At 61.4% G+C, this 24,835-nt stretch carries 25 protein-coding genes and 1 tRNA gene; 13 read left to right on the top strand and 13 right to left on the bottom strand.

Annotated features, from left to right (window positions below; genetic code table 11):
* The first annotated feature begins 48 nt into the window (after nucleotides 1-48).
* Together rbfA and truB are read left to right on the top strand one after the other, a co-directional pair.
* Nucleotides 49-450 (top strand): 30S ribosome-binding factor RbfA, encoded by a 402-nt coding sequence (rbfA, locus tag ASE26_RS03820; RefSeq protein ID WP_055933246.1) that lies wholly within the window; start codon nucleotides 49-51, stop codon nucleotides 448-450.
* A complete protein-coding gene (truB, locus tag ASE26_RS03815; protein WP_055933249.1) occupies nucleotides 447-1,382 on the top strand; it encodes a tRNA pseudouridine(55) synthase TruB in 936 nt (311 codons plus the stop codon). Before rbfA ends, truB begins: the two co-directional genes overlap by 4 nt.
* Before the next feature lie 55 nt (nucleotides 1,383-1,437).
* Here the strand turns inward: truB and ASE26_RS29660 are convergent, their stop codons facing one another.
* The 3 genes from ASE26_RS29660 to ASE26_RS03805 all read right to left on the bottom strand — a co-directional run bounded on the left by ASE26_RS29660 (nucleotide 1,438) and on the right by ASE26_RS03805 (nucleotide 4,395).
* Nucleotides 1,438-1,734, bottom strand: a complete 297-nt coding sequence (locus ASE26_RS29660; protein WP_162246570.1) for a DUF4351 domain-containing protein — start codon at nucleotides 1,732-1,734, stop codon at nucleotides 1,438-1,440.
* 319 nt (nucleotides 1,735-2,053) lie between these two features.
* Nucleotides 2,054-3,205: a polysaccharide deacetylase family protein gene (locus ASE26_RS03810; protein ID WP_057245632.1), complete on the bottom strand. Its 1,152-nt coding sequence runs from the start codon at nucleotides 3,203-3,205 to the stop codon at nucleotides 2,054-2,056.
* Nucleotides 3,205-4,395, bottom strand: a complete 1,191-nt coding sequence (locus tag ASE26_RS03805) for a tetratricopeptide repeat protein (RefSeq protein ID WP_055933255.1) — start codon at nucleotides 4,393-4,395, stop codon at nucleotides 3,205-3,207. The genes ASE26_RS03810 and ASE26_RS03805 overlap by 1 nt, the downstream gene beginning before the upstream one ends.
* A gap of 167 nt (nucleotides 4,396-4,562) precedes the next feature.
* Here ASE26_RS03805 and typA point away from each other — a divergent pair, with 167 nt between their 5' ends.
* From typA to ASE26_RS03760, 9 genes are all read left to right on the top strand, one after another.
* Nucleotides 4,563-6,398, top strand: a complete 1,836-nt coding sequence (typA, locus tag ASE26_RS03800) for a translational GTPase TypA (protein WP_055933258.1) — start codon at nucleotides 4,563-4,565, stop codon at nucleotides 6,396-6,398.
* A gap of 49 nt (nucleotides 6,399-6,447) precedes the next feature.
* Nucleotides 6,448-7,065, top strand: a complete 618-nt coding sequence (locus ASE26_RS03795) for a DUF1080 domain-containing protein (protein ID WP_057245631.1) — start codon at nucleotides 6,448-6,450, stop codon at nucleotides 7,063-7,065.
* A 66-nt stretch (nucleotides 7,066-7,131) separates the two neighbouring features.
* The gene (locus ASE26_RS03790; protein WP_055933265.1) at nucleotides 7,132-9,273 is read left to right on the top strand and encodes a DUF3141 domain-containing protein; all 2,142 of its coding nucleotides are present in this window, start codon (nucleotides 7,132-7,134) and stop codon (nucleotides 9,271-9,273) included.
* A gap of 100 nt (nucleotides 9,274-9,373) precedes the next feature.
* Nucleotides 9,374-10,369: a tRNA dihydrouridine(20/20a) synthase DusA gene (gene dusA / locus ASE26_RS03785; RefSeq protein WP_057245630.1), complete on the top strand. Its 996-nt coding sequence runs from the start codon at nucleotides 9,374-9,376 to the stop codon at nucleotides 10,367-10,369.
* A gap of 338 nt (nucleotides 10,370-10,707) precedes the next feature.
* On the top strand, nucleotides 10,708-12,438 hold the full coding sequence (locus tag ASE26_RS03780) for a methyl-accepting chemotaxis protein (protein ID WP_055933405.1): 1,731 nt from the start codon (nucleotides 10,708-10,710) through the stop codon (nucleotides 12,436-12,438).
* A 51-nt stretch (nucleotides 12,439-12,489) separates the two neighbouring features.
* Nucleotides 12,490-12,822, top strand: a complete 333-nt coding sequence (locus tag ASE26_RS03775; RefSeq protein ID WP_055933408.1) for an energy transducer TonB — start codon at nucleotides 12,490-12,492, stop codon at nucleotides 12,820-12,822.
* A gap of 35 nt (nucleotides 12,823-12,857) precedes the next feature.
* Nucleotides 12,858-13,190: an energy transducer TonB gene (locus ASE26_RS03770; protein WP_055933573.1), complete on the top strand. Its 333-nt coding sequence runs from the start codon at nucleotides 12,858-12,860 to the stop codon at nucleotides 13,188-13,190.
* An 80-nt stretch (nucleotides 13,191-13,270) separates the two neighbouring features.
* Nucleotides 13,271-13,834 (top strand): hypothetical protein, encoded by a 564-nt coding sequence (locus ASE26_RS03765; protein ID WP_156398058.1) that lies wholly within the window; start codon nucleotides 13,271-13,273, stop codon nucleotides 13,832-13,834.
* An 81-nt stretch (nucleotides 13,835-13,915) separates the two neighbouring features.
* Nucleotides 13,916-14,257: a hypothetical protein gene (locus ASE26_RS03760; protein WP_055933414.1), complete on the top strand. Its 342-nt coding sequence runs from the start codon at nucleotides 13,916-13,918 to the stop codon at nucleotides 14,255-14,257.
* A 214-nt stretch (nucleotides 14,258-14,471) separates the two neighbouring features.
* Here ASE26_RS03760 and ASE26_RS03755 read toward each other — a convergent pair whose 3' ends face one another.
* The 6 genes from ASE26_RS03755 to ASE26_RS03730 all read right to left on the bottom strand — a co-directional run bounded on the left by ASE26_RS03755 (nucleotide 14,472) and on the right by ASE26_RS03730 (nucleotide 19,927).
* Nucleotides 14,472-14,912, bottom strand: a complete 441-nt coding sequence (locus ASE26_RS03755) for a hypothetical protein (protein ID WP_055933416.1) — start codon at nucleotides 14,910-14,912, stop codon at nucleotides 14,472-14,474.
* A 78-nt stretch (nucleotides 14,913-14,990) separates the two neighbouring features.
* A complete protein-coding gene (locus ASE26_RS03750) occupies nucleotides 14,991-15,695 on the bottom strand; it encodes an NIPSNAP family protein (RefSeq protein WP_055933419.1) in 705 nt (234 codons plus the stop codon).
* A gap of 31 nt (nucleotides 15,696-15,726) precedes the next feature.
* Complete coding sequence (locus tag ASE26_RS03745) at nucleotides 15,727-17,049, bottom strand: adenylosuccinate synthetase (protein WP_057245629.1); 1,323 nt, start codon at nucleotides 17,047-17,049, stop codon at nucleotides 15,727-15,729.
* A complete protein-coding gene (locus tag ASE26_RS03740) occupies nucleotides 17,042-18,019 on the bottom strand; it encodes a hypothetical protein (RefSeq protein ID WP_055933425.1) in 978 nt (325 codons plus the stop codon). The genes ASE26_RS03745 and ASE26_RS03740 overlap by 8 nt, the downstream gene beginning before the upstream one ends.
* Nucleotides 18,020-18,038: 19 nt before the next feature.
* Nucleotides 18,039-18,962, bottom strand: coding sequence for a hypothetical protein (locus ASE26_RS03735; RefSeq protein WP_057245628.1), 924 nt, complete (start codon nucleotides 18,960-18,962; stop codon nucleotides 18,039-18,041).
* Nucleotides 18,963-19,021: 59 nt separating this feature from the next.
* Entirely contained in the window at nucleotides 19,022-19,927 is a 906-nt protein-coding gene (locus ASE26_RS03730; protein WP_082591290.1) for an NAD(P)-dependent oxidoreductase, read from the bottom strand.
* A gap of 80 nt (nucleotides 19,928-20,007) precedes the next feature.
* On the opposite strand from ASE26_RS03730, the gene ASE26_RS03725 reads away from it, so the two are divergent.
* Nucleotides 20,008-20,334 (top strand): helix-turn-helix domain-containing protein, encoded by a 327-nt coding sequence (locus ASE26_RS03725; RefSeq protein WP_055933434.1) that lies wholly within the window; start codon nucleotides 20,008-20,010, stop codon nucleotides 20,332-20,334.
* Nucleotides 20,335-20,367: 33 nt separating this feature from the next.
* Here the strand turns inward: ASE26_RS03725 and ASE26_RS03720 are convergent.
* The 4 genes from ASE26_RS03720 to ASE26_RS03705 form a co-directional block, all read right to left on the bottom strand.
* Nucleotides 20,368-20,443 (bottom strand) — tRNA-His (locus ASE26_RS03720).
* Nucleotides 20,444-20,525: 82 nt separating this feature from the next.
* Nucleotides 20,526-21,362 carry a glutamate racemase gene (gene murI / locus ASE26_RS03715; protein WP_055933436.1) on the bottom strand — a complete coding sequence of 279 codons (837 nt, stop codon included), beginning with the start codon at nucleotides 21,360-21,362 and terminating at the stop codon, nucleotides 20,526-20,528.
* Nucleotides 21,363-22,889, bottom strand: a complete 1,527-nt coding sequence (locus tag ASE26_RS03710; RefSeq protein ID WP_057245626.1) for a fumarate hydratase — start codon at nucleotides 22,887-22,889, stop codon at nucleotides 21,363-21,365. It abuts the gene before it with no gap.
* Between the two features lie 18 nt (nucleotides 22,890-22,907).
* Nucleotides 22,908-23,516: a TIGR00645 family protein gene (locus tag ASE26_RS03705; RefSeq protein ID WP_055933441.1), complete on the bottom strand. Its 609-nt coding sequence runs from the start codon at nucleotides 23,514-23,516 to the stop codon at nucleotides 22,908-22,910.
* Between the two features lie 133 nt (nucleotides 23,517-23,649).
* Here ASE26_RS03705 and ASE26_RS03700 point away from each other — a divergent pair, with 133 nt between their 5' ends.
* On the top strand, nucleotides 23,650-24,798 hold the full coding sequence (locus ASE26_RS03700) for an acyltransferase (RefSeq protein WP_082591283.1): 1,149 nt from the start codon (nucleotides 23,650-23,652) through the stop codon (nucleotides 24,796-24,798).
* The last annotated feature ends 37 nt before the right edge of the window (nucleotides 24,799-24,835 follow it).

Genomic DNA, 24,835 nt, shown 5'->3' with positions numbered 1-24,835 from the left:
CGAGAGCGGGGCAGGGCACCCGCCTTTTAGTTTTATCGAAAGCAAATCATGGCTAAACATAGCAAATCGATCCCCCAGCGCGGCCTGCGCGTGGCGGATCAAATCCAGAAAGACCTGTCCGAACTGATCGCCTTCGAAGTGAAGGATCCGCGCGTCGGCATGATCACCCTGTCCGAAGTGCAGCTCACCCCGGACTACGCGCACGCGAAGGTGTTCTTCACCACGCTGAAAGACGATCCGGAATCGATCAAGAACACGCTGGCCGGCCTGGCCGCTGCTGCCGGCTACCTGCGCAACCAGTTGGGCAAGCGCCTGCATATCCACACGCTGCCGCAGCTGCACTTCCAGCATGACATGTCCGCCTCGCGCGGCATGGCGATGTCCGCCCTGATCGACAAGGCCAACGCCACTCGCGCTGCCGACTTCGACGAGAACAGCGAAGAAGAATGACTGAAGCACGTGTAAAGCGCGTGCGCGATGCCGTTGACGGCGTGCTGCTGCTCGATAAGCCGGTAGGCCTGTCCAGCAACGACGCCCTGATCAAGGCCAAGCGCTTCATGAACGCGAAGAAGGCCGGCCACACCGGCACGCTCGATCCATTCGCCACCGGCTTGCTGCCGCTGTGCTTCGGCGAAGCGACCAAGTTCTCGCAGGACCTGCTGGAAGCCGACAAGACCTACCTGGCCACTGTGCACATGGGCGTGCGCACCGATACCGGCGACACCGAAGGCCAGGTGCTGGAAACGCGCGATGTCAACTGCACGCAAGCTGAAATCGAAGCCGTGATGGCCCGCTTCCGCGGCCCGATCAAGCAGGTGCCGCCGATGTATTCCGCCTTGAAGCGCGACGGCAAGCCGCTATACGAGTACGCCCGAGAAGGAATCACGCTGGAGCGCGAAGCGCGCGAGGTGGTGATCCACAAGCTGGAACTGGTTTCGTGGGAAGCGCCTTTCCTGAAGATCGAAGTCACCTGCAGCAAAGGCACCTACATCCGTGTGCTGGGCGAAGACATCGGCGCGGCCCTGGGCTGCGGCGCACACCTGAACGCCCTGCGCCGCACGCAAGTCGGCGCCCTGACCACCGACAAGATGGTCACGCTGGAAGACCTGGCAGCCCACGCTGCACCGCGTGAGCTGCTGGCGCCGGTGGACGCGCTGCTGTCGTCCTTCCCGCGTATCGTGCTGGATGCAGATCTCGCCAAGCGCTTCCTGCACGGCCAACGCCTGCCGCTCGGCAAAGAGCCATCGATCGCCGTGCCGACGCCGTATGAAGGCCGGGTACGCATTTACGACGATGCAGGCCGCCTGCTCGGCACTGGCATCTTTGGCGAATACGCCATCCTCGCCCCCGAGCGCCTGATCGCTGCAGCCAGCGGCAACTAAGCGTAGCAAGGCGGCTGTTGGTATCCATTGCCTGAGCGCGACGAAGTTTAATTACTCACGCGCAAAACACTTCGGAAAGGGACGGCGCATCGCACAGATTCCTGGTCCATTGCTCAAGGTCTCCCAGCGATGAGCTTCGAATTCGTTTTATTGCCCCATCGGGCAATTGCCCGAAGCGGACTGTCAGCAGGCGTTCCACTATTTGGCGTTGTCCGTCCAGCACCCCTTGTGCAAGACCTTGCTCAAGACCTTCTGCGCGGCCGTTTGCAAGGCCTTGTTGATGGCCATGACTTAGTCCTTCTTCGCGCGCCTTGTCCCTGATCTTCTCGGCAAATCTTGGCATCAGTTCCATGTCTATGTCCATGTCGCACTTTCGCTATTTAATAAGTCATCGGCTTGGCGATCCCAGTCCAGTAGCTTGAAGATTGGAGAGCGGAGCTGTATTTCACCGTCCAGGATTGGCAGCGAGATCGAAACGGCCGCCAATGACTAAGCAGTTGGCCAACAGAATTCGATGCATTCAAACAGGAACGCGTCGATTGCTTTTTCCAGAGGGAATCGTGATCTTGCATGACCGCTTTGAGCGGACGTGCACAGGAGCGTTGCGTGAGGATGAAGGCGGATTGATCTGCCTCAAAGAACGGGGCGGCGAATAATGCCGCCCCGGTACATCAGGACTTGGCCATTGGCTGCTGGCAGTCACGCCAGCTGACTGCGTTGCCCAACTCGTCGAAGATGACGGGCAGCGCCGCCTTCGCTTTGCTATGCACATCGTGGAACAGCAGCACGCCGTGCCGCTTGATCAGCATCAGCGCGATCATGCGGTTACTCACGTCGTCCGCGCTGACCTGGCTGCTCCAGTCCTGCGAGTCCAGGTTCCACAGCGCGACCTGCAGGCCCTGCTGCTGGAAGAACGATGCACTGTCCGCAGGCCGCTGGCCATAGGGCGGGCGGAAGTAGGGCAGCACGTCGCCTTTGGCGAAGGTCGCATTCAACAGCCCGTGGGTACGGGTGATCGAATCCTGCCACTGGTCCCACTTGGCGTGCGACTGGTGCTGCCAGCCATGGGAAGCCATGCATTGGTTCTTGTACGAAGCCGCGACCTTGGCCGCACCGGCCTTGTTGACGCGGTTCTGCAGGTTCTCGCCGAGCACGAAGAACACACCGGTCTTCCTGGCGTTTGCCAGCATGGCCAGCGTGTCGTCCGTATTCGCGCCTGGCGAAGGGCCGTCGTCGAAGGTCAGCAGGAACTGTCGGTCTTCCAGCGTGTCGCCATTCCATTCGTGCGGGCCGAAGCGATCGATCTCGCTGCTGATCTTCGGGAACAGTGCGGCCAGGCGCAATTGCTCGGCAAGATAAGCGCGGGTGAAGGCGGACAGGTTGGCGTGCCAGGCTTGCTGGCCGGCCGGTACCGACTTCTGCCAGGTATCGGCCTGGCGCAGAAGGGTGTCAACGCTGTCGACCTGCGCTACGCAAGTCCAGTCGCCGCCGGCGCAGTCGCGCGCCGCACGCTGGTAGTTCGTCAGCGCCAGCGCCATTTCCGACTTCAGCCACTTGTCGACCGAGGCGCGGTTCAGGCTCTTGATCTTAAACGACGCCATCATGTCGGCATCGGCCATCTTGTGCATTTCCTGCAGTGCCGAAGCATAGGTCAGGATCGATGCACGCGAAGCCTTGTCGAAGCCGTTGCGGCTGTTCAGGGTCTCCGTCCACAAGCGACGGTCGGCCTTGGCCACCGCAGCCGGGCCGACGGCGAAGGCAGGCATGGCAACCGCGGCCAGCGCGGCGGCCATGCACAGGGAGGGCAGCGCTGGCCAGCGCATTATTTCGCCCCGTTCTGCTGCATGCGCGCGATGGCCTTGTCGTAGGTCGGGTTGCTCTTCTCCGCCTGCGCCGCGCGGTATTCGCGCAGCGCGTCATCCCACTGCGATGCCGCTTCGTAGATCTTGCCGTTGTTGTAGTGCGAGCTGGCGCGCACGGTAGGTGCAGTCGAACCGCTGGCCAGTGCAATGGCCTTGCGGTTGGCCCACATGGCTTCCGCCGTGCGGTTGGCCTTCTGGAACGCCAGGCCCAGGTTGCTGTATGCCTGGCCGTAGTTGCCGTTCAATTCAATCGCTTCCTGGTACAGGCGGATCGCTTCGTCCAGGTTGCCGGCGTGGTAGGCCGCTTCGCCCTGGCTGTTCAGGCGTTTGGCGCTGTCCTGGCTGCTCGCGCTGTAATTCACGGCTTGCAGGTCGGCTGCACGGCCAACACCGGAGAACTCGGAGGTTTGCAGGCGGTCATGGCTGGTCACGCCTTTCAGGGTGTTGAAGTCCTGGAACTCGCCATCTTCGGTCACCGCGAACACGGTCCACAGGTTGCCGGTGCCGGTGGTCGGCACGTAATAGGTGCGGATCAGGGTCTGGCCGACGTACACGAAGACCTTGGCGCCGCTGTTGGCCAGGTTGCGGGTGTTCGGGTTGGAGCCGTCGGTGAAGTCATGCACGGCGTAGACATAGCGCTGGCCGACGTGCTTGCGATCGATGGTGATGGTCTCGGGACCGAAGCCGTTGGTGTCGTCCACATCCAGCTTGGCGTCGGTGCCGCGCATCTGCATGAAGTAGACGTGGTTGTCCGGGTAGACCACGTGGGAATCCAGGTCGGCCGGGCTGGCGCCCCAGTTCAACACGATACGCATGCCGTCCAGGTTATTCATCACCGGGCTGATAGCGTAAGTCGAGCCGTTGCACGGGCACTTCACCACCAGGTTGGAATAGCCCGGCTTCTTGACGATCATCAGGGTCGAAGCGTCGTCGGCGAAAGTTGGCGCCAGCTTGACTTGGCCCTGAGCGTCAGTGTTTGCGCTGACCGATTGTTCGCCGTTCTTTTGCAGCGTGACGGTGGCGCCGTCGATCTTCTTGTCCTTGACCGTAGCGCTCAGGATCTGCACGCCGACCGGTGCGGCGGCGGCGGCGCCAGCCACCAGCAGGGACAGGGCGGCCGTCAAAACGGTGTTCGTCAAACGCAATTTCATGTAGTGCTCTCCAGGCAGTTCATAGGGCTCAAATAAGCGTGATTGCTTATTTTCTAATAATACCCTACGGAAATCAAAGATGGGGAGCTTCTAGCTTGCGGCGCAGCATGCTATACTAGTGGGTTCAGTGCTCCCGCACTTGCAGAATTCCTGTCCACACACAAATCATGTCTAATACTAAACGCGCAATTCGCAACATCGCCATCATCGCCCACGTTGACCATGGCAAGACCACCCTGGTGGACCAGCTGCTGAAGCAGTCCGGTACCTTCCGTGAGAACCAGCAGGTTGATACCCGCGTCATGGACTCCAACGACCTGGAGAAAGAACGCGGCATTACCATTCTGTCGAAGAACTGCGCCGTTGAGTACGAAGGCACCCACATCAACATCGTCGACACCCCAGGCCACGCCGACTTCGGCGGCGAAGTGGAGCGCGTGCTGTCGATGGTCGACTCCGTGCTGCTGCTGATCGATGCGCAGGAAGGCCCGATGCCGCAGACCCGTTTCGTGACCCGTAAGGCACTGGCCCTGGGCCTGAAGCCGATCGTGGTGGTGAACAAGATCGACCGTCCGGGCGCGCGCGCCGACTGGGCGATCAACCAGACTTTCGAACTGTTCGACAAGCTGGGCGCAACCGATGAACAGCTGGACTTCCCGATCGTGTACGCCTCGGGCCTGAACGGCTACGCCGGCCTGGACGAAACCGTGCGTGACGGCGACATGAAGCCGCTGTTCGAAGCCATCCTGAAGTACGTGCCGGTGCGCGACGACAATCCGGACGGCCCGCTGCAGATGCAAATCACCTCGCTGGACTACTCGTCCTACGTCGGCAAGATCGGTATCGGCCGCGTGTCCCGCGGCCGCGTGAAGACCGGCCAGGACGTGGTGGTCCTGAACGGCCCTGATTCGACCCCAATCAAGGGCCGCATCAACCAGGTGCTGAACTTCAAGGGCCTGGAGCGCGTGCTGGTGGACGAAGCGGTTGCCGGCGACATTATCCTGATCAACGGTATCGAAGAAATCGGCATCGGCTCCACCGTGTGCGCACCGGATACCCCGGACGCGCTGCCAATGCTGACCGTCGACGAACCGACCCTGACCATGAACTTCATGGTCAACAACTCGCCTCTGGCCGGCCGCGAAGGTAAGTTCGTAACCTCGCGCCAGCTGCGCGACCGCCTGGACAAAGAACTGAAGGCCAACGTTGCACTGCGCGTGGCACCGACCGACGACGATACCGTCTTCGAAGTATCGGGCCGCGGCGAACTGCACCTGACCATCCTGATCGAAAACATGCGTCGCGAAGGTTTTGAGATGGCTGTGTCGCGTCCGCGCGTGGTGTTCAAGATGGTGGATGGCGTGCGCCATGAGCCGTACGAAAACCTGTCGGTTGACGTGGAAGAAGCCAACCAGGGTGGCGTGATGGAAGAACTGGGCCGTCGTCGTGGCGACCTGCAGAACATGGAATCGGACGGCAAGGGCCGTGTGCGCCTGGAGTACCGCATTCCTGCGCGTGGCCTGATCGGCTTCCAGGGCGAATTCATGACCCTGACCCGCGGTACCGGCCTGATGTCGCACGTGTTCGACGCCTACGCTCCGGTTGACAGCTCGAAAGGCGAACTGGGCGGCCGTCGCAACGGCGTGCTGATCTCGCAGGACGACGGCGCTGCCGTGGCCTACGCAATCTGGAAGCTGCAGGATCGCGGCCGTATGTTCGTGGTCCACAACGACCCAGTGTACGAAGGCATGATCATCGGTATCCACTCGCGCGACAACGACCTGGTGGTCAACCCGATCAAGGGCAAGCAGCTGACCAACGTGCGTTCGTCCGGTACCGACGAAGCAGTGCGCCTGGTGCCGCCAATCCAGATGTCGCTGGAATACGCAGTGGAATTCATCGATGACGACGAGCTGGTGGAAGTCACCCCGAAATCGATCCGCCTGCGCAAGCGCTACCTGAAAGAGCACGAGCGCAAGCGTGCCAACAAAGAAAACGCGTAATGCATGAAGAACCCGCCGCAAGGCGGGTTTTTTTTTCTTCGGAGACCAGATGATCAAGCAAATCCTCTTTACCACGGCCTGCCTGGCGGCAGCTGGCGGCGCCGCTGCGGGCGACATGTTCAGCGATTTGCGCAGCTGGGAGCTTCGCACTGCACCGGCGGCGGACCTTGCTAGCGCTATCGGCGTGCGTCCCGATGGCGTGCTTGCAGTGAGCGGCGCGCCCTCGGGCTTCTTCGCCACGACTGCCAGCTATCGCAACTACCGGCTGCACGTCGAGTGGCGCTGGCCGGGCAAGGAGGGCAATGCCGGCGTTCTGCTGCATATCAGCGAGGGGCCGATGGATCGCGTCTGGCCTTTGAGTTTACAAGTGCAGACCAAGTCCGGCAGTGCCGGCGACGTGCTGCCGATGGCCGGCGCAACGTTCGCCGAGCCGCTGACGGGCGACAAGCCGGCCGTGAAGGCGCGCATCGCCGCCGGTTCCGAGCTGCCTTCAGGCGAGTGGAACAGTGCCGATATCGTGGCGCGCAATGGCGTGATCGAGGTGTCGGTTAACGGAGTGGTACAGAATCGCGTGACTGGCACATTGCCACGCGAAGGACGGATTGGCTTCCAGCTTGAGGGCACGCCGTACGAGTTGCGCCATGTGGAATTGACGCCACTGGAGTGAAGCACGCTGGGCACATGAGCGTGGTAACCTGTATGTCCCAAGCCGGAATCGACGAGGAGAACCCGCATGGCCGAACCTAGCAACCTGGCCGCACAGGCCGTGGAATATTGGACCGACACCTGGCAGCGCTCGATCCTGTTCATGGACGTCCTGTATCGCCGCGGTACCGAGCGCAATGCGCGCGAGCGCGAGACCGCGCCTCATGTGCTCAATTTCGAATTCGAGACCCTGCTCGATGGCCGCACGCTTGCGCGGCCGGTGAACTATTCCCTGATGCGTATTATCCCGCCGGAAGGCGTGGAGATCGACGACACCAAGCGACCTTTTATCGTCGTCGATCCACGCGCCGGGCACGGGCCGGGCATCGGCGGCATGAAGCAGGACAGCGAAATCGGCGTGGTCCTGAAGGCCGGCAATCCCTGCTACTTCATTGGCTTCCTGCCGGCACCGGTGCCCGGACAGACGATTGAAGACGTCTGCCACGCCGAAGCGCAGTTCATCGAGCAGGTGGCCTACCTGCACCCGCAAGCCGAAGGCAAGCCGGCCCTGATCGGCAATTGCCAGGCCGGCTGGCAGATCATGATGACGGCCGCACTGCATCCCGAGCTGGCCGGCCCCTTGGTGCTGGCCGGCGCGCCGCTGTCGTATTGGGCCGGCGTACGCGGCAAGAACCCCTTGCGCTACCTGGGCGGCCTGACCGGCGGCACCTGGATGACGTCCCTGGCGGGCGACCTTGGCAACGGCAAGTTCGATGGCGCCCACCTGGTCAGCAATTTCGAGAACATGAATCCTTCCAATACTTATTGGAAGAAGAGCTACCACGTGTACGCCAATGTCGATACCGAGGAAAAGCGCTTCCTGGAATTCGAACGCTGGTGGGGTAATCCGGTGCTGCTGAACGCGGAGGAGATCCAGTTCATCACCGATAACCTGTTTGTCGGCAATCGCCTGAGCAACGGCACGATTCATGACACCGCGGGCCGCCGCATCGACTTGCGCAATATCCGCTCACCGATCGTGGTGTTCTGCTCCTGGGGCGACGACATCACGCCGCCGCAGCAGGCGCTGGGCTGGCTGCTCGATCTGTATGAGGACGACGCTGCGCTGGTGGCCGGCGGGCAAACGGCGGTGTACACGCTGCACGAATCGATCGGGCACCTGGGCATTTTCGTGTCAGCCTCTGTGGCCAACAAGGAGCATGACGAATTCACGCGTTCCATGGACTTGATCGACGTGCTGCCGCCGGGCCTGTACGAAGCGGTGTTTATCGACAAGGCCGGAGAGGGCGTGCATAGCCCCGAGCTGGCCGATGGGAATTACGTGGTGCGCTTCGAACGGCGCGACTTGAACGAACTGCGCGCGCTGGGCGGCAACGATGATGAGGACGAGCGCCGCTTCGCCACGGTGGCGCGCCTGTCGGAGATCAACCAGGGCCTGTATCGCACTTTCGTCAGCCCGTTCGTGCAAGCCGCGACCAATGAGCAATCGGCGGAGTGGATGCGGCGCATGCATCCCTACCGCATGCGTTATGAGCTGTTCTCCGACATGAACCCGTTCCTGAGCGGGATCAGCGCACTTGCGGAACAGGTGAGGGAGCAGCGCAAGCCCGCCGCGCAGGATAACTTCTTCCTCAAGCTGCAGGAGGCGGCTTCGGAACAGATCGTGGCAGCGCTCGAGCAGTACCAGGTGATGCGCGACCAGTCGGTGGAGCAGTTCTTCCTGTCCACCTATGGCCAGCCGCTGCTGCAAACGTTGCTTGGCTTGCGCGCCGATTCGGCCAATATCCGCCGCCGCATCGGGCGCGATATCGCGCGCGAATCGGTGGTGGCTGCGCGCCGCACCGAAGCTGCCAAGCGGCTGGCCAGTGGCGGCGAGCGCGAGGCGGTGGTGCGTTCGATCCTGTATATCGCCCGCAGTCCCGAGGTGCGCGTGGCCGACGAACGGGCCTTTGGCGTCCTGCGCGAGTTGCGCGCGCTGCTGCCGGCCAAGGAACGCATATCGCTGGCGCGCTTCAAAGAGGTAGTGCAGGAGCAGAACATGATCCTGCAACTGGACGAAGAACGCGCCATGTCGGCCCTGCCTAAACTGCTGGCCGACGCCGACCGCAAGCGCGCGCTGGTAGGCATCCGCCAGATCATGACCGCCTCCGGCTCCCTGACGGGCGAAGCCGCCCGCCGCCTGTCCCGCGTCGAAGAACTCTTCGCTTGAAAGTCGGGGTCAGGTCTAGCAATCGGACATTTTGTCCGATTGCCAGACCTGACCCCGACTTTCGCTATAATATGCGGCCCCGTTTGTTGAGCTTTGCATTATGACCACCTCGATCGCCCCCAAGCCTTCCCGCCGCCTGTCCGTGGCGCCGATGATGGATTGGACCGACCGCCATTGCCGCCATTTCCATCGCCTGATCTCGCAGTACACCTGGCTGTACACGGAGATGGTGACCACCGGTGCGCTGGTATACGGCGATGTGGAGCGCCACCTGCGCTTCAATGACGAGGAGCATCCGGTGGCGCTGCAGCTGGGCGGATCCGATCCGAAGGATCTTGCCAGCGCCGCCAAACTGGGCGAAAAGTGGGGCTACGATGAAATCAACCTCAATTGCGGTTGCCCGTCGCCGCGCGTGCAGAAGGGCGCATTTGGTGCCTGCCTGATGACCGAGCCGGAACTGGTGCGCGATTGCGTCAAGGCGATGAAGGACGCGGTCGACATCGAAGTCACCGTCAAGCACCGCATCGGCATCGATCACGAGGAAAGCTACGATTTCGTGCGCGATTTCGTCGGCACCGTGGCGGAAGCCGGCTGCACGACCTTCGTGGTGCATGCCCGTAACGCGATCCTGAAGGGCCTGTCCCCGAAGGAGAACCGTGAGATCCCGCCGCTGAAATACGAATACGCCTATCAGCTCAAGAAGGATTTCCCGCAGTTCGAGATCCTGATCAACGGCGGCATCAAGACCCTGGAAGAAGTCGACACCCACCTGCAGCATGTGGATGGCGTCATGCTGGGCCGCGAGGCCTACCACAACCCTTACCTGATGGCTGCCTTCGACCAGCGCTACTACGGCGCGGCTGAAGAGCCGCGCAGCCGCCAGCAGGTGCTGGAAGCGATGATGCCGTATATCGAGGAACAGCTGGCGAAAGAGGGCGGCAAGGGCTTGAAAATCAACACCATCACGCGTCACATGCTGGGCCTGGCGCAGGGCTTGCAGGGTGCGCGCCAGTATCGCCAGACCCTGTCCGACGCCAAGAAGCTGGCGGCCGGCGATCCCCGCATCTTGCTCGAGGCTTTCAGCCGAACCAAGTAAACACAAGTTGTCCTGCGCATTCACTTCCGATTTGCGCTGCTGCTGAGCTGTTTCCCCGAAGGAAGTTCAATTGCTCACACGGTAAGCAAAATTTGCTTGCCGTGTGGAAACCTCGAGTCTATAATTTCCCTGATTCACACATGCTATTTACGGTTCCTACCGTGTGTTTTAGGGATGAAATACGACAGGTTTCATCCCACGGCGATAGCGGTCTTTGCATTCGCAGTCATAGTTTGCTACTGTCGCTACTTGCGTAGCAGCAAGGGTCAGTGGATTCGGTAAATGTTTGACACCGTTATCCTTTAGGCAATCGAAAATCTTTCTAAATAAGAGCCGAAATGAATTTGAGTAAACTGAAGGTAGGGGCCCGTCTTGGCCTCGGTTTCGCACTGGTACTGGTGTTTCTCGCCATTATCACTGTCGTCGGCATCTGGCGCATGGCTCAGATTCAGGACCGCCTGGATCATGTCGTGAGTGTGAATGCCGTCGCGACCCGCCTGGTGATCGACATGCGCAACAACGTTGAAAACGTCAGCGACCTGAAGATCCTGACCCTGATGTCCGAGCCTTCCGACATGGAGCCGGAACTGGCGCGCATCAACAAGGAACTGAAGGACTACCAGGATGCCGACGCCAAGCTGGCCGCCGTGTACGCCAAAGATGCCACCCCTGAAGAAAAAGCGCTGCTGGCGCAAGTGAAGGCGCAGGAAACGCTGGTGCTGCCGGCCGTGAAGAAGGCGTCCGAACTGTGGCTGGCCAACGATGCCCTGGCTGCAACCAAGATCTACCTGAAAGAAATCAAGCCGGCGCAGAAGAAGTGGACCGAAGCACTGGGCCAGCTGGCTTCGCTGGAAGACAAGATCAACGAAGAAATGAAGGTTGAAGCTGCCGAAGGCTTCTCCTCGGCACGCCTGTTCATGATCGTGGCTGGCCTGGCCGCCATGGTGGTGTCGATCTTCGCGGCCTGGGTCATCACCCGCGGCCTGCTGAAGCAACTGGGCGGCGAGCCTGACTACACCGCTTCGATTGCCGGCGCCATCGCCAACGGCGACCTGTCGGTGAGCATCCACACCTCGTCCACCGACAAGGATTCGCTGCTGGTCGAAATCAAGGAAATGCGCGACAGCCTGGTGGACATCGTCGGCCAGGTGCGCCAGGGTACCGAAACCATCGGCACCGCTTCGCGCGAAATCGCCGCCGGCAATATCGACCTGTCGTCCCGTACCGAAATGCAGGCTTCGAACCTGGAGAAGACCGCTTCCGCCATGGAAGAACTGACCTCCACCGTGAAGCAGAACGCCGACAATGCACGTGAAGCCAACCAGCTGGCGGCATCGGCCTCCGACGTGGCGCTGAAAGGCGGCCAGGTTGTGTCGCAAGTGGTTGAGACCATGAGCTCGATCAACGCTTCGGCCAACAAGATCGTCGACATCATCGGCGTGATCGACGGCATCGCCTTCCAGACCAACATCCTGGCGCTGAACGCCGCTGTTGAAGCAGCACGTGCCGGTGAGCAGGGCCGCGGCTTCGCTGTGGTGGCATCGGAAGTGCGTAACCTGGCCCAGCGTTCCGCTGGCGCTGCGAAAGAGATCAAGTCCCTGATCGGCGACTCCGTCGAGAAAGTGGAGCGCGGTTCGAAACTGGTGGGCCAGGCTGGCGTGACCATGGATGAAGTGGTTGCTTCCGTGCGCCGTGTGACCGACATCATGAGCGAAATCGCCAGCGCCTCGCAGGAACAGAGCGCCGGCATCGAGCAGGTGAACCAGTCGATCATCGAGATGGACGCGATGACCCAGCAGAATGCCGCGCTGGTTGAAGAAGCCGCTGCCGCTGCGCAGTCGCTGCAAGACCAGGCTGGCGAACTGTCGCGCGTGGTGTCGATCTTCAAGCTCGATGCTGAAGCTGAATATGCACTGACCGCCGCCAAGCCGGCTGTCACCCAGACCGCTGTGGCCGTGGTACCGAAGGCGCCAGCGAAACGCGCGCCTGCTGCCAAGCCGGCCGCGGCACCAGCACCTAAGAAAGTTGTCGCCGCCACTGCCGGCAGCGACGAGTGGGAAGAGTTTTAATTAATCGGGTACAGACCCGCAGTTTTTCATAATTTTTGATTGGGATTTGAAATGAACAAGCGTCTGATTGGTTTTGTCGCAGCATCCATCGTTTCCGCTTCCGCGTTTGCGGGCGAAACCCCGGCAGTATTCGATGCCAAGAACTGCAAGGCTGAATACCCGAAGGCTTCCCTGCTGAACGAAGAACAAGGCCAGGTCACCATGTCCTTCCTGGTTTCGGCTGGCGGCGAAGTGATGGATTCCAAAGTCGATAAATCCAGCGGCTTCAAGAACCTGGACAAGGCTGCGGTCAAGGCCATCAGCGCTTGCAAATTCAAGCCAGGCACCAAGGATGGCGCCGTAGCCCAGACCTGGACCAAGGTCGACTACGTCTGGTCCCTGTAATTCATTTCTTTCTCATTCAGTAGGGGAACATCATGATGACCAAGTTGAGTGTTATGGCTGTAGCGCTCGCAATGGGCGCATCGGCCTTCGCGGCCGAAGTACCGGCATCGTTCGATGCCAAGAATTGCAAGGCTGAGTATCCAAAAGCGTCCCTGATGAATGAAGAGCAGGGCACCGTGAGCATGTCCTTCCTGGTTGCCGCCAACGGCGAAGTCAAGGATTCCAAGCTGGACAAGTCGTCCGGCTTCAAGAACCTGGACAAGGCTGCAATGAAGGCGCTGAGCGCCTGCAAATTCAAGCCTGGCACCAAGGACGGCGCACCGGCCGAAACCTGGACCAAGGTGGACTACGCCTGGAAACTGGACTGACCTGGTGTTCCTGTATAAGAAAACGGCCCCTCGCGGGCCGTTTTTTGTTAATCTGCGGGTATCACGTCTGGGTAGCCCGTATGAAAGTTCTGTTTCTCATTCCACTAGCCGGCATTTTGCTATCCGGTTGCGCCATGTGGCGCAACCCGAATGACCCGGCGCGCAACAAGCAGTATGTTGTTGTCGTAAATTCAATGACATGGCCGAATGCCGCCAGCGGCAAGGTGGATGGCACGCGCACCGTCTGGCAGTTGCCGGAATTAAGCAACAATGAGGAAATCTTCCCGCTAGCCCAGCTCAAGCACTGCCCGGATGCCCTGCCTTGCGCCTGGGGCGTGCTGCTCGCCTCGCGCAACGTGACGCGCTATAACTACGAACCGGGTGGCGTTACGCTCGACCTGGGCCTGAATGTCGATGTGCACCGCCGCCAGCAGGATCGCCGGCGCAACTTCCATACCTCGATCGCCGTGCCGGCGGATGTGCCTGCCCTGAGCTACCAGCACGTGCTGCAGGAAACGGTGTCCCTGCCATACGGCAAGGTGTACCGGGTCGATATGGATTTCGGGATCACTTACCAGCTATGTGCCCAGCGCGTCGATGCGGCAGGTAAACCGGTCGACAAATGCGATATTCCGTATATTTGAGTTGCTCGCGGTAAGCATTTGTAAAAGCTGCGACATGCGCCCGAATTTTCCCTATAGTTGAATCCTGGGAAGGAGAATGCCATGAAAACTTTGATGATCTTGCCGGTACTGGCCCTGGGCCTGGCCGGTTGCGCCCAACAGCCGGTGCGCTATGCCTCCAGCAATCCATACGAATGGCGGACGGTGTCGGTCACTCCGGTGGCGAACGGTACCGCAGCGCGCTCTGGCGCCCCGGTGAGCTATTCGAGCGAGCCGGTGTATGTGGAACAACAGCCTGTGTATGCGGCGCCGCAGCCGGTGTACGTAGCGCCAGCGCCGTATTACGCGCCAGCGCCGGTGTATGCTTACCCGCCGGTGACCATCGGCTTTGATTTCCTGTTCACCAACGGCCACCGCCACGGCTATCGTGGCCGCCGCTGGTAATCAGTGGAAGAAAAGGGGGATGTGCATCAGCACGTCCGCCGAGCACAGCAGCCAAGTTGCCGAGGCCACCAGGCTGAGCAGCACAGCGCTACTGGTGAATGGATGGTGGGACATGGGATGCTCCTGCCTAAGATCATGATCTCATCTTAATCAAGTGCAAACAAAAAAGGCATCGGAGAGTCGCCGATGCCTTTGTAGGACTATTGCTCGTCCGCTATTTCTTGCCCCACAACACCACGGCTGCTTCCGGTGCGGTATCCAGGGCGTTCGACAGGTTCAGCCAATCGTTCAGCCGGTCCGGCTCTTTCAGCGTGATGCCGGCGCCGTCTATGTAGCCAACCTGCTCCAGGAACTTGGCATCCATCTTGGCTTTGGAAACGGTCGGCGCTACGGCGACCATGCGGTCGTAGGCTTTGCGCGCCTTGTTTTCCCATTTATGCAGGGAAGAATCGTCGAAGCGGTTGGCTTCAAAATAGATCGTCAGCGAACCGTCGGGATTGCCGAAGCCGACAATGCCGGCGCCTTTGCGGATGGTGCTGGAGTTCGCCACGTCGAACAAGTCGGTGGGGACGAACACGCCGGCGCGGCCACCAAGGGCTGGCAGGCCTACCGGGGTGTCCTTGCTGTAAGTGGATAGATCTTTCAACTCAGACATGATTTCTTTCGTAGGCGCAATATTCTCTGAGTCGTTATTTTATCCCCAAAACAAATGCCGCAGCACAATGGCCGTTGCTTATATTTTTGTGTTGTACCGCAGGCGCGACCGATGCGTCGGACGCAGCAGGATGCGCTCCGGCGGCTCGCGCAACAGGCCGTACGCTGCGTCAGTGAGTGCTTCCAGCGCGGGCGGTTGACAGCCTGGCGCGGCGCTGCCCAGCCACACCAGGTGCGGGCCATCGCCGCGTACAGGCAATTGCGGGAAGTTGTTCGGCATGTCGAGCGTGACCAGGGTGCCGGCTTCGTGCCAGCCGCCTTCGCGCCAAGCGGCGAAGGCCGGTGCGGCCAGTTCAGCAAATTGCTCCACCTGGCCGGGTTTGACGCTGCACAGGATGGCGACCACATCGCCCTGCGCGCCTTCAGGTTCCAGCACAGGATCGACAGCGGGCATTGCCGGCACGCCGCTGCCGGGCCGCCAGGGGCGCAGCAGCAGGACGTTATCGCTGTCGGTCATCAGGCCGTTCAGCGTAGCCTTATGCTCCTTCCATACCGGGCCGTAGTAGAAGGCGGCGTTGACCACGGCGCGCTGCTCCCAACTGGTGAAGCCGCGCATCCAGAGGAAGCTGTTCGGATTGCCGCGCTCCGTGAACTGGCCGAGCGCCAGCGCGCCCAGTTGCTGGAAGGCTTCCGGGAACAAGGTTTCGAAATAGCGCGAGAACGCTGCCTGCCCGCCTTCTACAGTCGTGTAGCGGCGGAATTCAATGACTGGGTAGGTATCCATGCATGCCAGCTTAGGCGGCAATGCGGTCGGATCAGGCCCTATTTGCGGGAAGTGCCGCAACGTCGCGCCAGGTCGGGCCATGTGAGCCGAGGACGACTGGCAGTTTGCTGATTGCTTCCAGTTCGCGCAAGAACGCTTCGGCATTGGCGATAGGTGTGGCTGCGTAGTTCGGGCTTGCGGCGTTTAGCTGTTCGCATAGTGCCGCCGTGTGTGACAGGTCGAGGTGCGCGGATGGCGCGAGGTCGTGGACTTCGTGGCCGTGCAGGTTGTAGCTGTGGGCCCAGCGCAGGCCTGGCGCGCTTTCGAATGCGTCGAGGTGGCTGACCAGCAGGCCGTCGATACGGCGCGCGGCCGCGAGCGCATAGCGCAGCAGGACGGCGTCCGGGTGGCCTCGGCGGAAGCGGCCCTGCCAGCCGCTGTCATTGTTATGCGGCTCTGCCAGCCTTCGCAAGGCGTGGTCCTCCGTTGGCATCGGGCCCTGGCCGTGGCGGGTGAAGTAGCTGCGCATGGCGCCGAGATGCGTGATGCGCTCGGAAAGGCCGTAGCCGGCCAATGCTGCTTCGGCAGCAGCGGGACCGGTGCTGCTCCACGTTGTATGGGGGTGGAAGCCGTGCCATTCGTCGAGCAGCATGCCTTGCGCGCCTTCCATCACGATGTTGCCTGGACGGGCCAACTGCGCGGCGATCCGGCCCGGCGCGCAGGGCGGCACTGCGGCGATGAGGCGTCGCGCGTGCTCGAGCCACAGCAGGCCGAATCCAGGATCGTCCAGGATTGCCGCATCTTGCGGGTTGAGCGCCGCGGCCTCGCCGGACAGCGTGGCGCGCAAGCTTTGGCGCATGGCTTCCAGCTTGTCGTGGGCGCGCCAGGGATGCAGCAGGTCGGCATAGCGCAGTGCTTGTTCGGGCCGGGCCAGCGCATGGCCCACCGTTTCACCAAAGCCTACGCCGCAGCTGCCGTGTGCGGCGGGGCCACGCGCACGTTCACGCAGGCGGCCGGCGGCTTCGTGGTAGGGCGTGGTGACGAGGCAGCGTGCATCGATGGACAGGCGATCCAGCGCGTCGCCGACACCTGCTCGCTGCAAATAGGCTTCCTCAACCAGCAGGGCAGTGGGGTGAATTACGACCGGCGCCGACAGGACGGTCGCGACGCCGGGATTAAAGGTGCCGGCGCCGAATTGCGAGAAAGTGTGATGACGGCCATCAGGCAGGACCACGTTGTGCCCCGCTTGCGCGCCGCCATTGAAGCGCACGACGGTGTGCGCCGACTTCGCGCGGCAAAGGTAGTCCGTGAACAAGCCTTTGCCGCAGTCACCGAAGGCGAGTCCGATGACCGATACGATCCTGCCCTCAACCAAACAGACGCCTCCACCATGGACGTTCGCCGAGCGCCACGGCAGGCGACGACACCGGAATGTCATGCGCTGTGCCGCCATCCAGCAAGGCTGCGTATGGGCGCAGGGCGCGTACGATGGCGGAAACGCGGCCGCCATCGATACCTTCTCCTGTCAGCACGGTTGGCAGCGCGTCCAGCTTCGGCAAGGCGCCTTCAGTCAGGGCTACGATAGAAGCTGCGACGGCGCAGGCATCCTGTGGGTCTTCCATGCAGATCACATGGTCGCCCAGCAGCTCGCGCCAGCGCGCCTCGCAACGCTGGCGGCGCTGCAGGTCAGGAATCAGGAAGAACAGGTGGAAGGTCTCGGAAGCGGCGGCAATCACCTCTTCGATCGGCAAGTCCTGGTCCAGGCGGTCGCCAACCAGGGCTTCGATCTGGTGGCGCGACACCGCTGGGTAGGGCAATTCGTCGCCCGTCACGAACAGGTAGCCTTTCTTGCGCCGCTTGGCCCAGCAATCGAGGTCGGTGTGCTGGGCTGCCATGTAGAAGGCCAGTTCATAACTTTCTTCACCAGACCCGCCGCCGCCGCCTTCGATGTAGCTCCAGGTCAGCCACTGGTCCATCAGTTCCGCGGTCGACTCGAATTGACCGACCTGCAAAGGCGCGTGGTCCGATACGGCATCGCCGATTGCCATGAACTGGATTTGCGGGTCAGCGACGCCGCAGGCCATCAGCAGGCGCATGAAAGTCGGCAGCTCTTTGGTGGCCAACTGCTGCGGGATATCTCCCATCGAGCCGGTTACGTCGAGCGCGAAGACGATGCCCAGCGAATTCGGGTGGTCGGCATTGTCGCGCGACTCGCGCATCTTGATGTCCTTGGGGTTCATCAGCGGATGGCAGTTACGTTGCTGGAATACTTCGGTGCGCGAGGCGGACGCCCGGTCTGCGACCAGGGCGGCGTGCGCCGAGAAGGAGTAGTTACCGTGTCCCATTTGGCTCCTTTGGATACGATTAATGTGTTGGTTGGAAGTGAAGGAAACGCGGCGCGCCGAATGCCGCCGCTGCCGCGCTGGTAACCTCGTGGTGCAGGCCGGCAGCGCCGCGCGCGCGCAGCCAGCGAGCGTCGGAACTGGCGCGCTGCAACAGTTCCGCCAGCGGCGCCGGCAGCGATGCCGGCAGGGCAGGGGCGTCATCGCCGGCATGCTGACCGGCCAGCAAGGCGCGCATGCTCCACGCCAATTGCATCAGGTCGCGCGACTCGTCGCCATGGCGTTTCGCGCGCGACCAGCCGACCATGAATATGCCGTGGTCGGCCGGGTGCACCAGCATGTGTTCCAGGCTGACAGCGCCGTGGTTCCAGCCGATGCTGTGCACATGCGCCAGCACCTCGAGCACGCGGCGCCACATCCAGACTACATGCCGTGCATCCAGGCCAGTCCCGTAATGACGGTGGACTTCGGCCAGGCTGCCCCAGTAGCCAGGCGGGTGACGCAGCACGTGCACCGTGCCGCCATTGCCATCCGGTCCCAAGGCAATGGATTCCGGCAGGCGCTGCGAGAAGTAGGCGGAGCCGGAGGAGGTGTCCGCCTGCAGCTGGCGCAGGCCATCACGCTCGAGCTCCAGCTTTGCGGCGTCGGCGAATTTGAGGACGACGTGTTCACCCAGGCGTCCGCAGCGGCGCGCCAGCATGACGCGTGAAGCGGCACCCTGGTACAACTGGCGCACGATGCGGTAGCGCCGTTCGCCGCAGCGGGCGTCCTGGCCGGCGGGATCGTTCTGGAAGCGCTGCAGCGCTTCGTGGAAACGGGCGATGTCGACCACCGAATCGGAACGGGTGACGGTGGCGTCGCAATAAGGGCAGGCGACTGTGCGCCAGATTGCCTGGCGCGGCAGCACCCCGCCACATTGCGGGCAATGCAAAGACTGGAAATCCACGCTGGTCCTGGAGGGTTGTCTGAAATTAATTATATTTCAGGAATGCAAAGTTACCAACCTCAGGATTTTACGCCGATCACCTTTACGGCTGCTGCCAGCTCTTCGCCGCCATAGCCTTGTGCCACGGCCCGCTCAAGCAATTGCGCAATGACCGCCGGCAGCGTTGCGTCGAGGCCTGCTTCATGCATCGCGCCAAGGATGCGGCGCGTGGCATCGACCGAGATCGAAAGCGGGCTTTGTGTGACGGCGAAATCGCCGCTGGCTATCACCTTGGCTTCATGCCGCAGGAATTCGCCGAACGAAGGCGACATGGCCTGCACGATAGCGCCGTAGTGCTCGAGGTCAAGGCCTTCCCTTTGCGCCAGTGCCGCGCCTTGCAGGAAGCCTGCCGTTGCGCCGTACACGAAAGACAGCGTCGCCAGGTCCATGGTGGCCGCTGCCGCGGCGCGTTCACCGAGCCAGACGACGTTGCCGCCCAAGGCTGCCAGCACTGCGTTGGCCGAATCGGCTACGGTGCGCGGGCCGGAAAGCAGGATCGTGGTATCCGGCTTGCCCATCTGCTCCGGAGCAACCTGGATCGCGCCGGACAGGTAGGCCATGCCGTGTGCACGCGCCGCTTCGAACGCCGCCGCTGCTTCCTGCGGACTGAAGGTGGTGAACTGCAGCAGCGCCTTGCCTTTCAATGCGTGCCATACGCCTTGCTGCGAAAGGATCTCCATTGCCGCCGCGTGATCGTGTACGCACATCACGGCGAACTGCGCGCGGCTGGCGGCATCCGCCGGCGTTGCTGCGAGATGGGCGCCGGCTTCGGCCAGGGCTGCGGTCTTGCCGGGGGAACGATTCCAAACGTGGACTTCAAAGCCTGCCTCGAGCAAAAGGCGGGCGAGGGTAGAGCCCATCTGGCCAAGGCCAATGATAGCGATGCTTTTCATTTCAAACTCCTTAATGTGGGTGGGAGTTGCCATATCTTGGGGTACCATAAAGCTCGGCAAGTACCTACTTTTTTGTGGGGTACTTCCCATTTGGTAAGTTTTGTGGAGATTCAATGGCTGCGAGCAAACCTTATAACTGCGGCATCGGCCCGGCCTTCGAGGTCATTGGCGGCAAATGGAAGGCGCTGATCCTGTACGAACTGCAGGCGGGACCGGTGCGTCCGGGCGGCTTGCGCCGCGTGCTGGGCGACATCACGGAGAAAATGTTGATTCAACAACTGCGGGAAATGGAAGCTGACGGCATCGTGCGGCGCGAGGTGTTCCCCGAGGTGCCGCCACGGGTCGAGTATTCGACGACTGAGCTGGGTGCGGAGCTGAATGCCGCGCTGGGACCGGTCGCGCGCTGGGGCGAGAAGTTTGCACAAACAAAAAAGGCCTGATAGCGAACTATCAGGCCTTCTTCATGAATTCGGTGGGGTGGCTGATGGGGCTCGAACCCACGACAACAGGAATCACAATCCTGGACTCTACCAACTGAGCTACAGCCACCACTGAAAACTGCTTTTCTATCGCCCCGTAGCGCGACAGAGCCGAGATTATATAGGGACTCCGATAATCTGGCAAATATATTTCAAACGACCACTGATTCGACCTTGGGGTGCAGGCCAAGCAGGTTGGCGAACTGCTGCTGCAAGGCTGCTGCGTTGCCGCTGGTGTAGCCGTGCAGGTGGGCAGGCGTGCCGCCCGGACGCAGCAGGCCGGCGCCTTCCAGCAGGCGTGCCAGCTGGCGGGCTACGGCGTCGCCGGTGTCGATCAGCGTGACCGCTGCGGCGTCGCCGCGTTCCGCAACCAGCTGCGCGATGGCGTCCCGCACAAACGGGTAGTGGGTGCAGCCGAGGACCAGCGTATCCGCGCCTTGTTCCAGCAGCGGCTCCACATAGCCCTTCAGCATGGCAGCAGTTTCTTCACCGGTCAGGTCGCCCTGTTCGATGCGTTCCACCAGGCCGACGCATGGCTGCAGCAGGAAACGCGTGCCGCTGGTGCCGGAGATCTGTTCGCGCAGCGCCAGGAACTTCTCTCCGCGCAGCGTGCTTGCCGTCGCCATGACGGCGACCGTGCCATTGCGGGTGGCCGCGGCGCCAGGCTTGAGGCCAGGTTCCACGCCAACCACCGGCAGCGCAGGGTAAGCCGTGCGCACTGCCTTGATGGCCGCCACGGTGGCGGTATTGCAAGCCACCACCAGCGCCTTGGCGCCCTTCTCAAGCAGGAAGGCTGTGACGGCGACTGCGCGCTGCACCAGCCATTCGTCCGTCTTCGCACCGTAAGGCGCAAAGGCGGAGTCGGCGAAGTACATCACGTGCTCGTGCGGCAGCTGCGCGTGGATATGGCGCAGCACGGAGAGCCCTCCGACGCCGGAATCAAAAACGCCGATCGGCGCGTCGGCGGAGGAGGGGATTGGATGGATCATTTATGCTGGCTGCGCCGCTTTCAGGGACTCGATCTTCACCTGCCATTCTTTCGGGCCGGTGTTGTGCACGGACGTGCCGGTGGAATCGACGGCTACGGTGACTGGCATGTCGACCACGTCGAATTCATAGATCGCTTCCATGCCCAGGTCTTCGAAGCCGACAACCTTGGCGCCCTTGATCGCTTTCGATACCAGGTAAGCAGCGCCGCCGACAGCCATCAGGTAGGCCGACTTGTGCTTCTGGATCGATTCGATCGCGGTCGGGCCGCGTTCCGCCTTGCCGACCATCGAGATCAGGCCGGTTTTTTCCAGCATCATGTCGGTGAATTTGTCCATGCGGGTCGCGGTGGTCGGGCCGGCTGGGCCAACGACTTCGGTGCCGACCGGATCGACCGGGCCAACGTAGTAGATTACGCGGTTGGTGAAGTCCACCGGCAGCTGCTCGCCCTTGGCCAGCATGTCCTGGATGCGCTTGTGGGCGGCATCGCGGCCGGTCAGCATCTTGCCGTTCAGGAGCAGGGTCTGGCCCGGCTTCCAGGAAGCCACTTCTTCCTTGGTCAGGGTGTTCAGGTCGACGCGCTTGGACTTCTCGGTATCTGCAGCCCAGGTGACATCAGGCCAGTCGGACAGCTTCGGCGGCTCGATGTAGGCCGGGCCGGAACCATCCAGCACGAAGTGGGCGTGGCGGGTGGCCGCGCAGTTCGGGATCATGGCGACCGGCTTGGAGGCGGCGTGGGTCGGGTACATATTGATCTTCACGTCCAGCACGGTGGTCAGGCCGCCCAGGCCTTGCGCGCCGATGCCCAGGGCATTGATCTTGTCGCACAGTTCGATACGCAGTTCTTCCAGCTTGTTTTGCGGGCCGCGCTTTTTCAGCTCGAACATGTCGATGTCTTCCATCAGCGATTCTTTGGCCAGCAGCATGGCTTTCTCTGCGGAGCCGCCGATACCGATGCCCAGCATGCCTGGCGGACACCAGCCGGCGCCCATCAGCGGCACGGTCTTCAGCACCCAGTCCACCAGCGAGTCGGATGGGTTCAGCATGACGAACTTGGTCTTGTTCTCGGAGCCGCCGCCTTTGGCCGCAACGGCCACTTCCACGGTATTGCCTTCCACCAGTTCCATATGGACCACGGCCGGGGTGTTGTCCTTGGTGTTCTTGCGCTCGAAGTGCGGGTCGGCCACGATGGACGCGCGCAGCTTGTTGTCGGCGAAGTTGTACGCGCGGCGCACGCCTTCGTTGACGGCGTCGGTCACGGTGCCTTTGAAGCCTTCAAAGCGCACACCCATGCCGATCTTCAGGAAGACGTTCACCATGCCGGTGTCCTGGCAGATCGGACGCTTGCCTTCCGCGCACATGCGGGAGTTGGTCAGGATCTGGGCGATCGCATCTTTCGCTGCCGGGCTTTGCTCGGCTTCGTACGCGCGCGCCAGGTGCTGGATGTAATCGGCTGGGTGGTAGTAGCTGATGTACTGCAGCGCGGCGGCAACAGATTCGATCAGGTCGTCTTGCTTGATGATGGTCATGATTGGCTCGTTGGCTAATTAGTGTTGCTTGGAATCGTGGTGCGTCAGGGTGGTGATGCGATCGGTGTACGCAATCGCCATTGCGGACAGCAGGAATGCGATGTGAATGACGGTCTGCGCGATCAGGACCTTTTCGTCGTACGCGTGGGCGTTGATGAAGGTCTTCAGCAGGTGGATCGAAGAGATGCCGATGATCGCCATTGCCAGTTTGGTCTTCAGCACCGAGGCGTTCACGTGCGACAGCCATTCCGGCTGGTCTGGGTGGCCCTCCAGGTGCATGCGCGAAACGAAGGTCTCGTAACCGCCCACGATCACCATGATCAGCAGGTTGGAAATCATCACCACGTCGATCAGGCCCAGGACCACCAGCATGATGGTGGTTTCGGTCAGTTTGGTCGGCGCCTCGGTTCCCTTGACGGTTACCGCTTGCAGGATGTGGTCGAGCGAGGAAGCGTTGCCAAGTGCTGCGCCAATCAGGTCCTTCAGCTCGACCCAGAAATGGAACACGTAGACGCACTGCGCCAGGATCAGGCCCAGGTACAGTGGAAGCTGCAGCCAGCGCGACATGAAGATAAAGGCGGGGATCGGGCTAAGGCGTTTGCCGTTGGGGTTCAGTGGTTCGGTCATCTGCGGTTATTGTTCAAGCGTTGAAAAACAGCCGATATTCTACACGCGCAGGGCAACGCAGCAGCGGCAAGCGCATTGCTTCACTGATGGGGGGGTGCTAAAGTACAGACTTTTGTCTATTTTTTAAGCCAAGATGAAGCTTGATTGGTTACAAGGTCTGCGCGGCCTCGCCGTGTTGGGCGTGGTATTTACGCATGGTCGTTATTTACTGAGCGGCACGCCGAACTTTGTTCTGGCTGATGCCTTCTTCCGGCCCGGCGCAATGGGTGTTGACCTGTTTTTCCTGATTAGCGGCTTTATCATGGTGTACACCACCCAGAACGCCAGCGGCGTGCGCAACGCGGCCGTATTCGCGGTCAAGCGTTTTGCTCGCATTTGGCCTGCTTACGCAGTGGTGACCTTGCTGTGGATTTTCGTCAGGCGCGATGGCCTGTCGTTCTTCCAGGATGCAGAACAGCTGCGTTTCCTATTTAGATCCCTGACTCTCCGGCCTCAGGTGCCTGAACAGGCGCCTTACTTCGGGCTGGTGTTTCCGTTGGCGTGGACGCTGGCCTTCGAAATGTACTTCTACATCGTCTTTGGCATTAGCATGCTGGCGGGGCGCCTGCGGTGGCTAGTGCTCGCCAGTTGGATGCTGCTGACCCTTGTGCTTCTGCCCCTGAACCATGGAGGTCCCACGCTGAATGTGCAGCAGTTCCTGCAATTTCGCTCCGGCTATATGCAGTTGGTGACCAACCCGATTATTTATGAGTTCCTGGCAGGTGTGGTGATTGGTCTGCTTTACCTGAGCCCACGCGTGCGCTTCCCGAACGTTTCGGTGGCGTGGCAGGCCGTCATCTGCAGCGTTGGCTTTGTACTGTGGTGGGGCTGGTCCGGAGTTGGCGATTTCCATGGCCCCGCAGGGTGGGGCTGGCCCTTGGCAGTTATGCTGCTTGTGCTGGCTGTTGCCAGCAAAACCGTCACCCTGAATATGCCGCGCTGGCTGGTGTGGACCGGCACCGTGTCCTACTCGATGTACTTGACGCATTATCTAAGCCAACTGGTCTTGATTAGCTGGCTGGAGAAGCGCGGGCTGCATACGCAAAGCTGGAATGAGATCTTCCTCGCGCTGTTGCTGGCGATCCCGGTTGCATCGGCTTCGCACTGGCTGCTGGAGCGCCAGCTGGGCGGATGGACGCGCCGCAAACTGGTATTGCTCGTGGACCGCGTGCTGCCAGCGCCGCCTGTACCAGAGGGGCTGGATGTGATTAAAATGGCAAAAGTAGCGCCTCGAAAAATGTAAGGGCGCAGTAAGCGACAAGCTCTATTGTTGCAAGCAA

The sequence above is a fragment of the Duganella sp. Root198D2 genome (assembly GCF_001428585.1).
Classification (GTDB): domain Bacteria; phylum Pseudomonadota; class Gammaproteobacteria; order Burkholderiales; family Burkholderiaceae_D; genus Rugamonas.
This window is presented reverse-complemented; position numbering and strand designations above follow the sequence as displayed.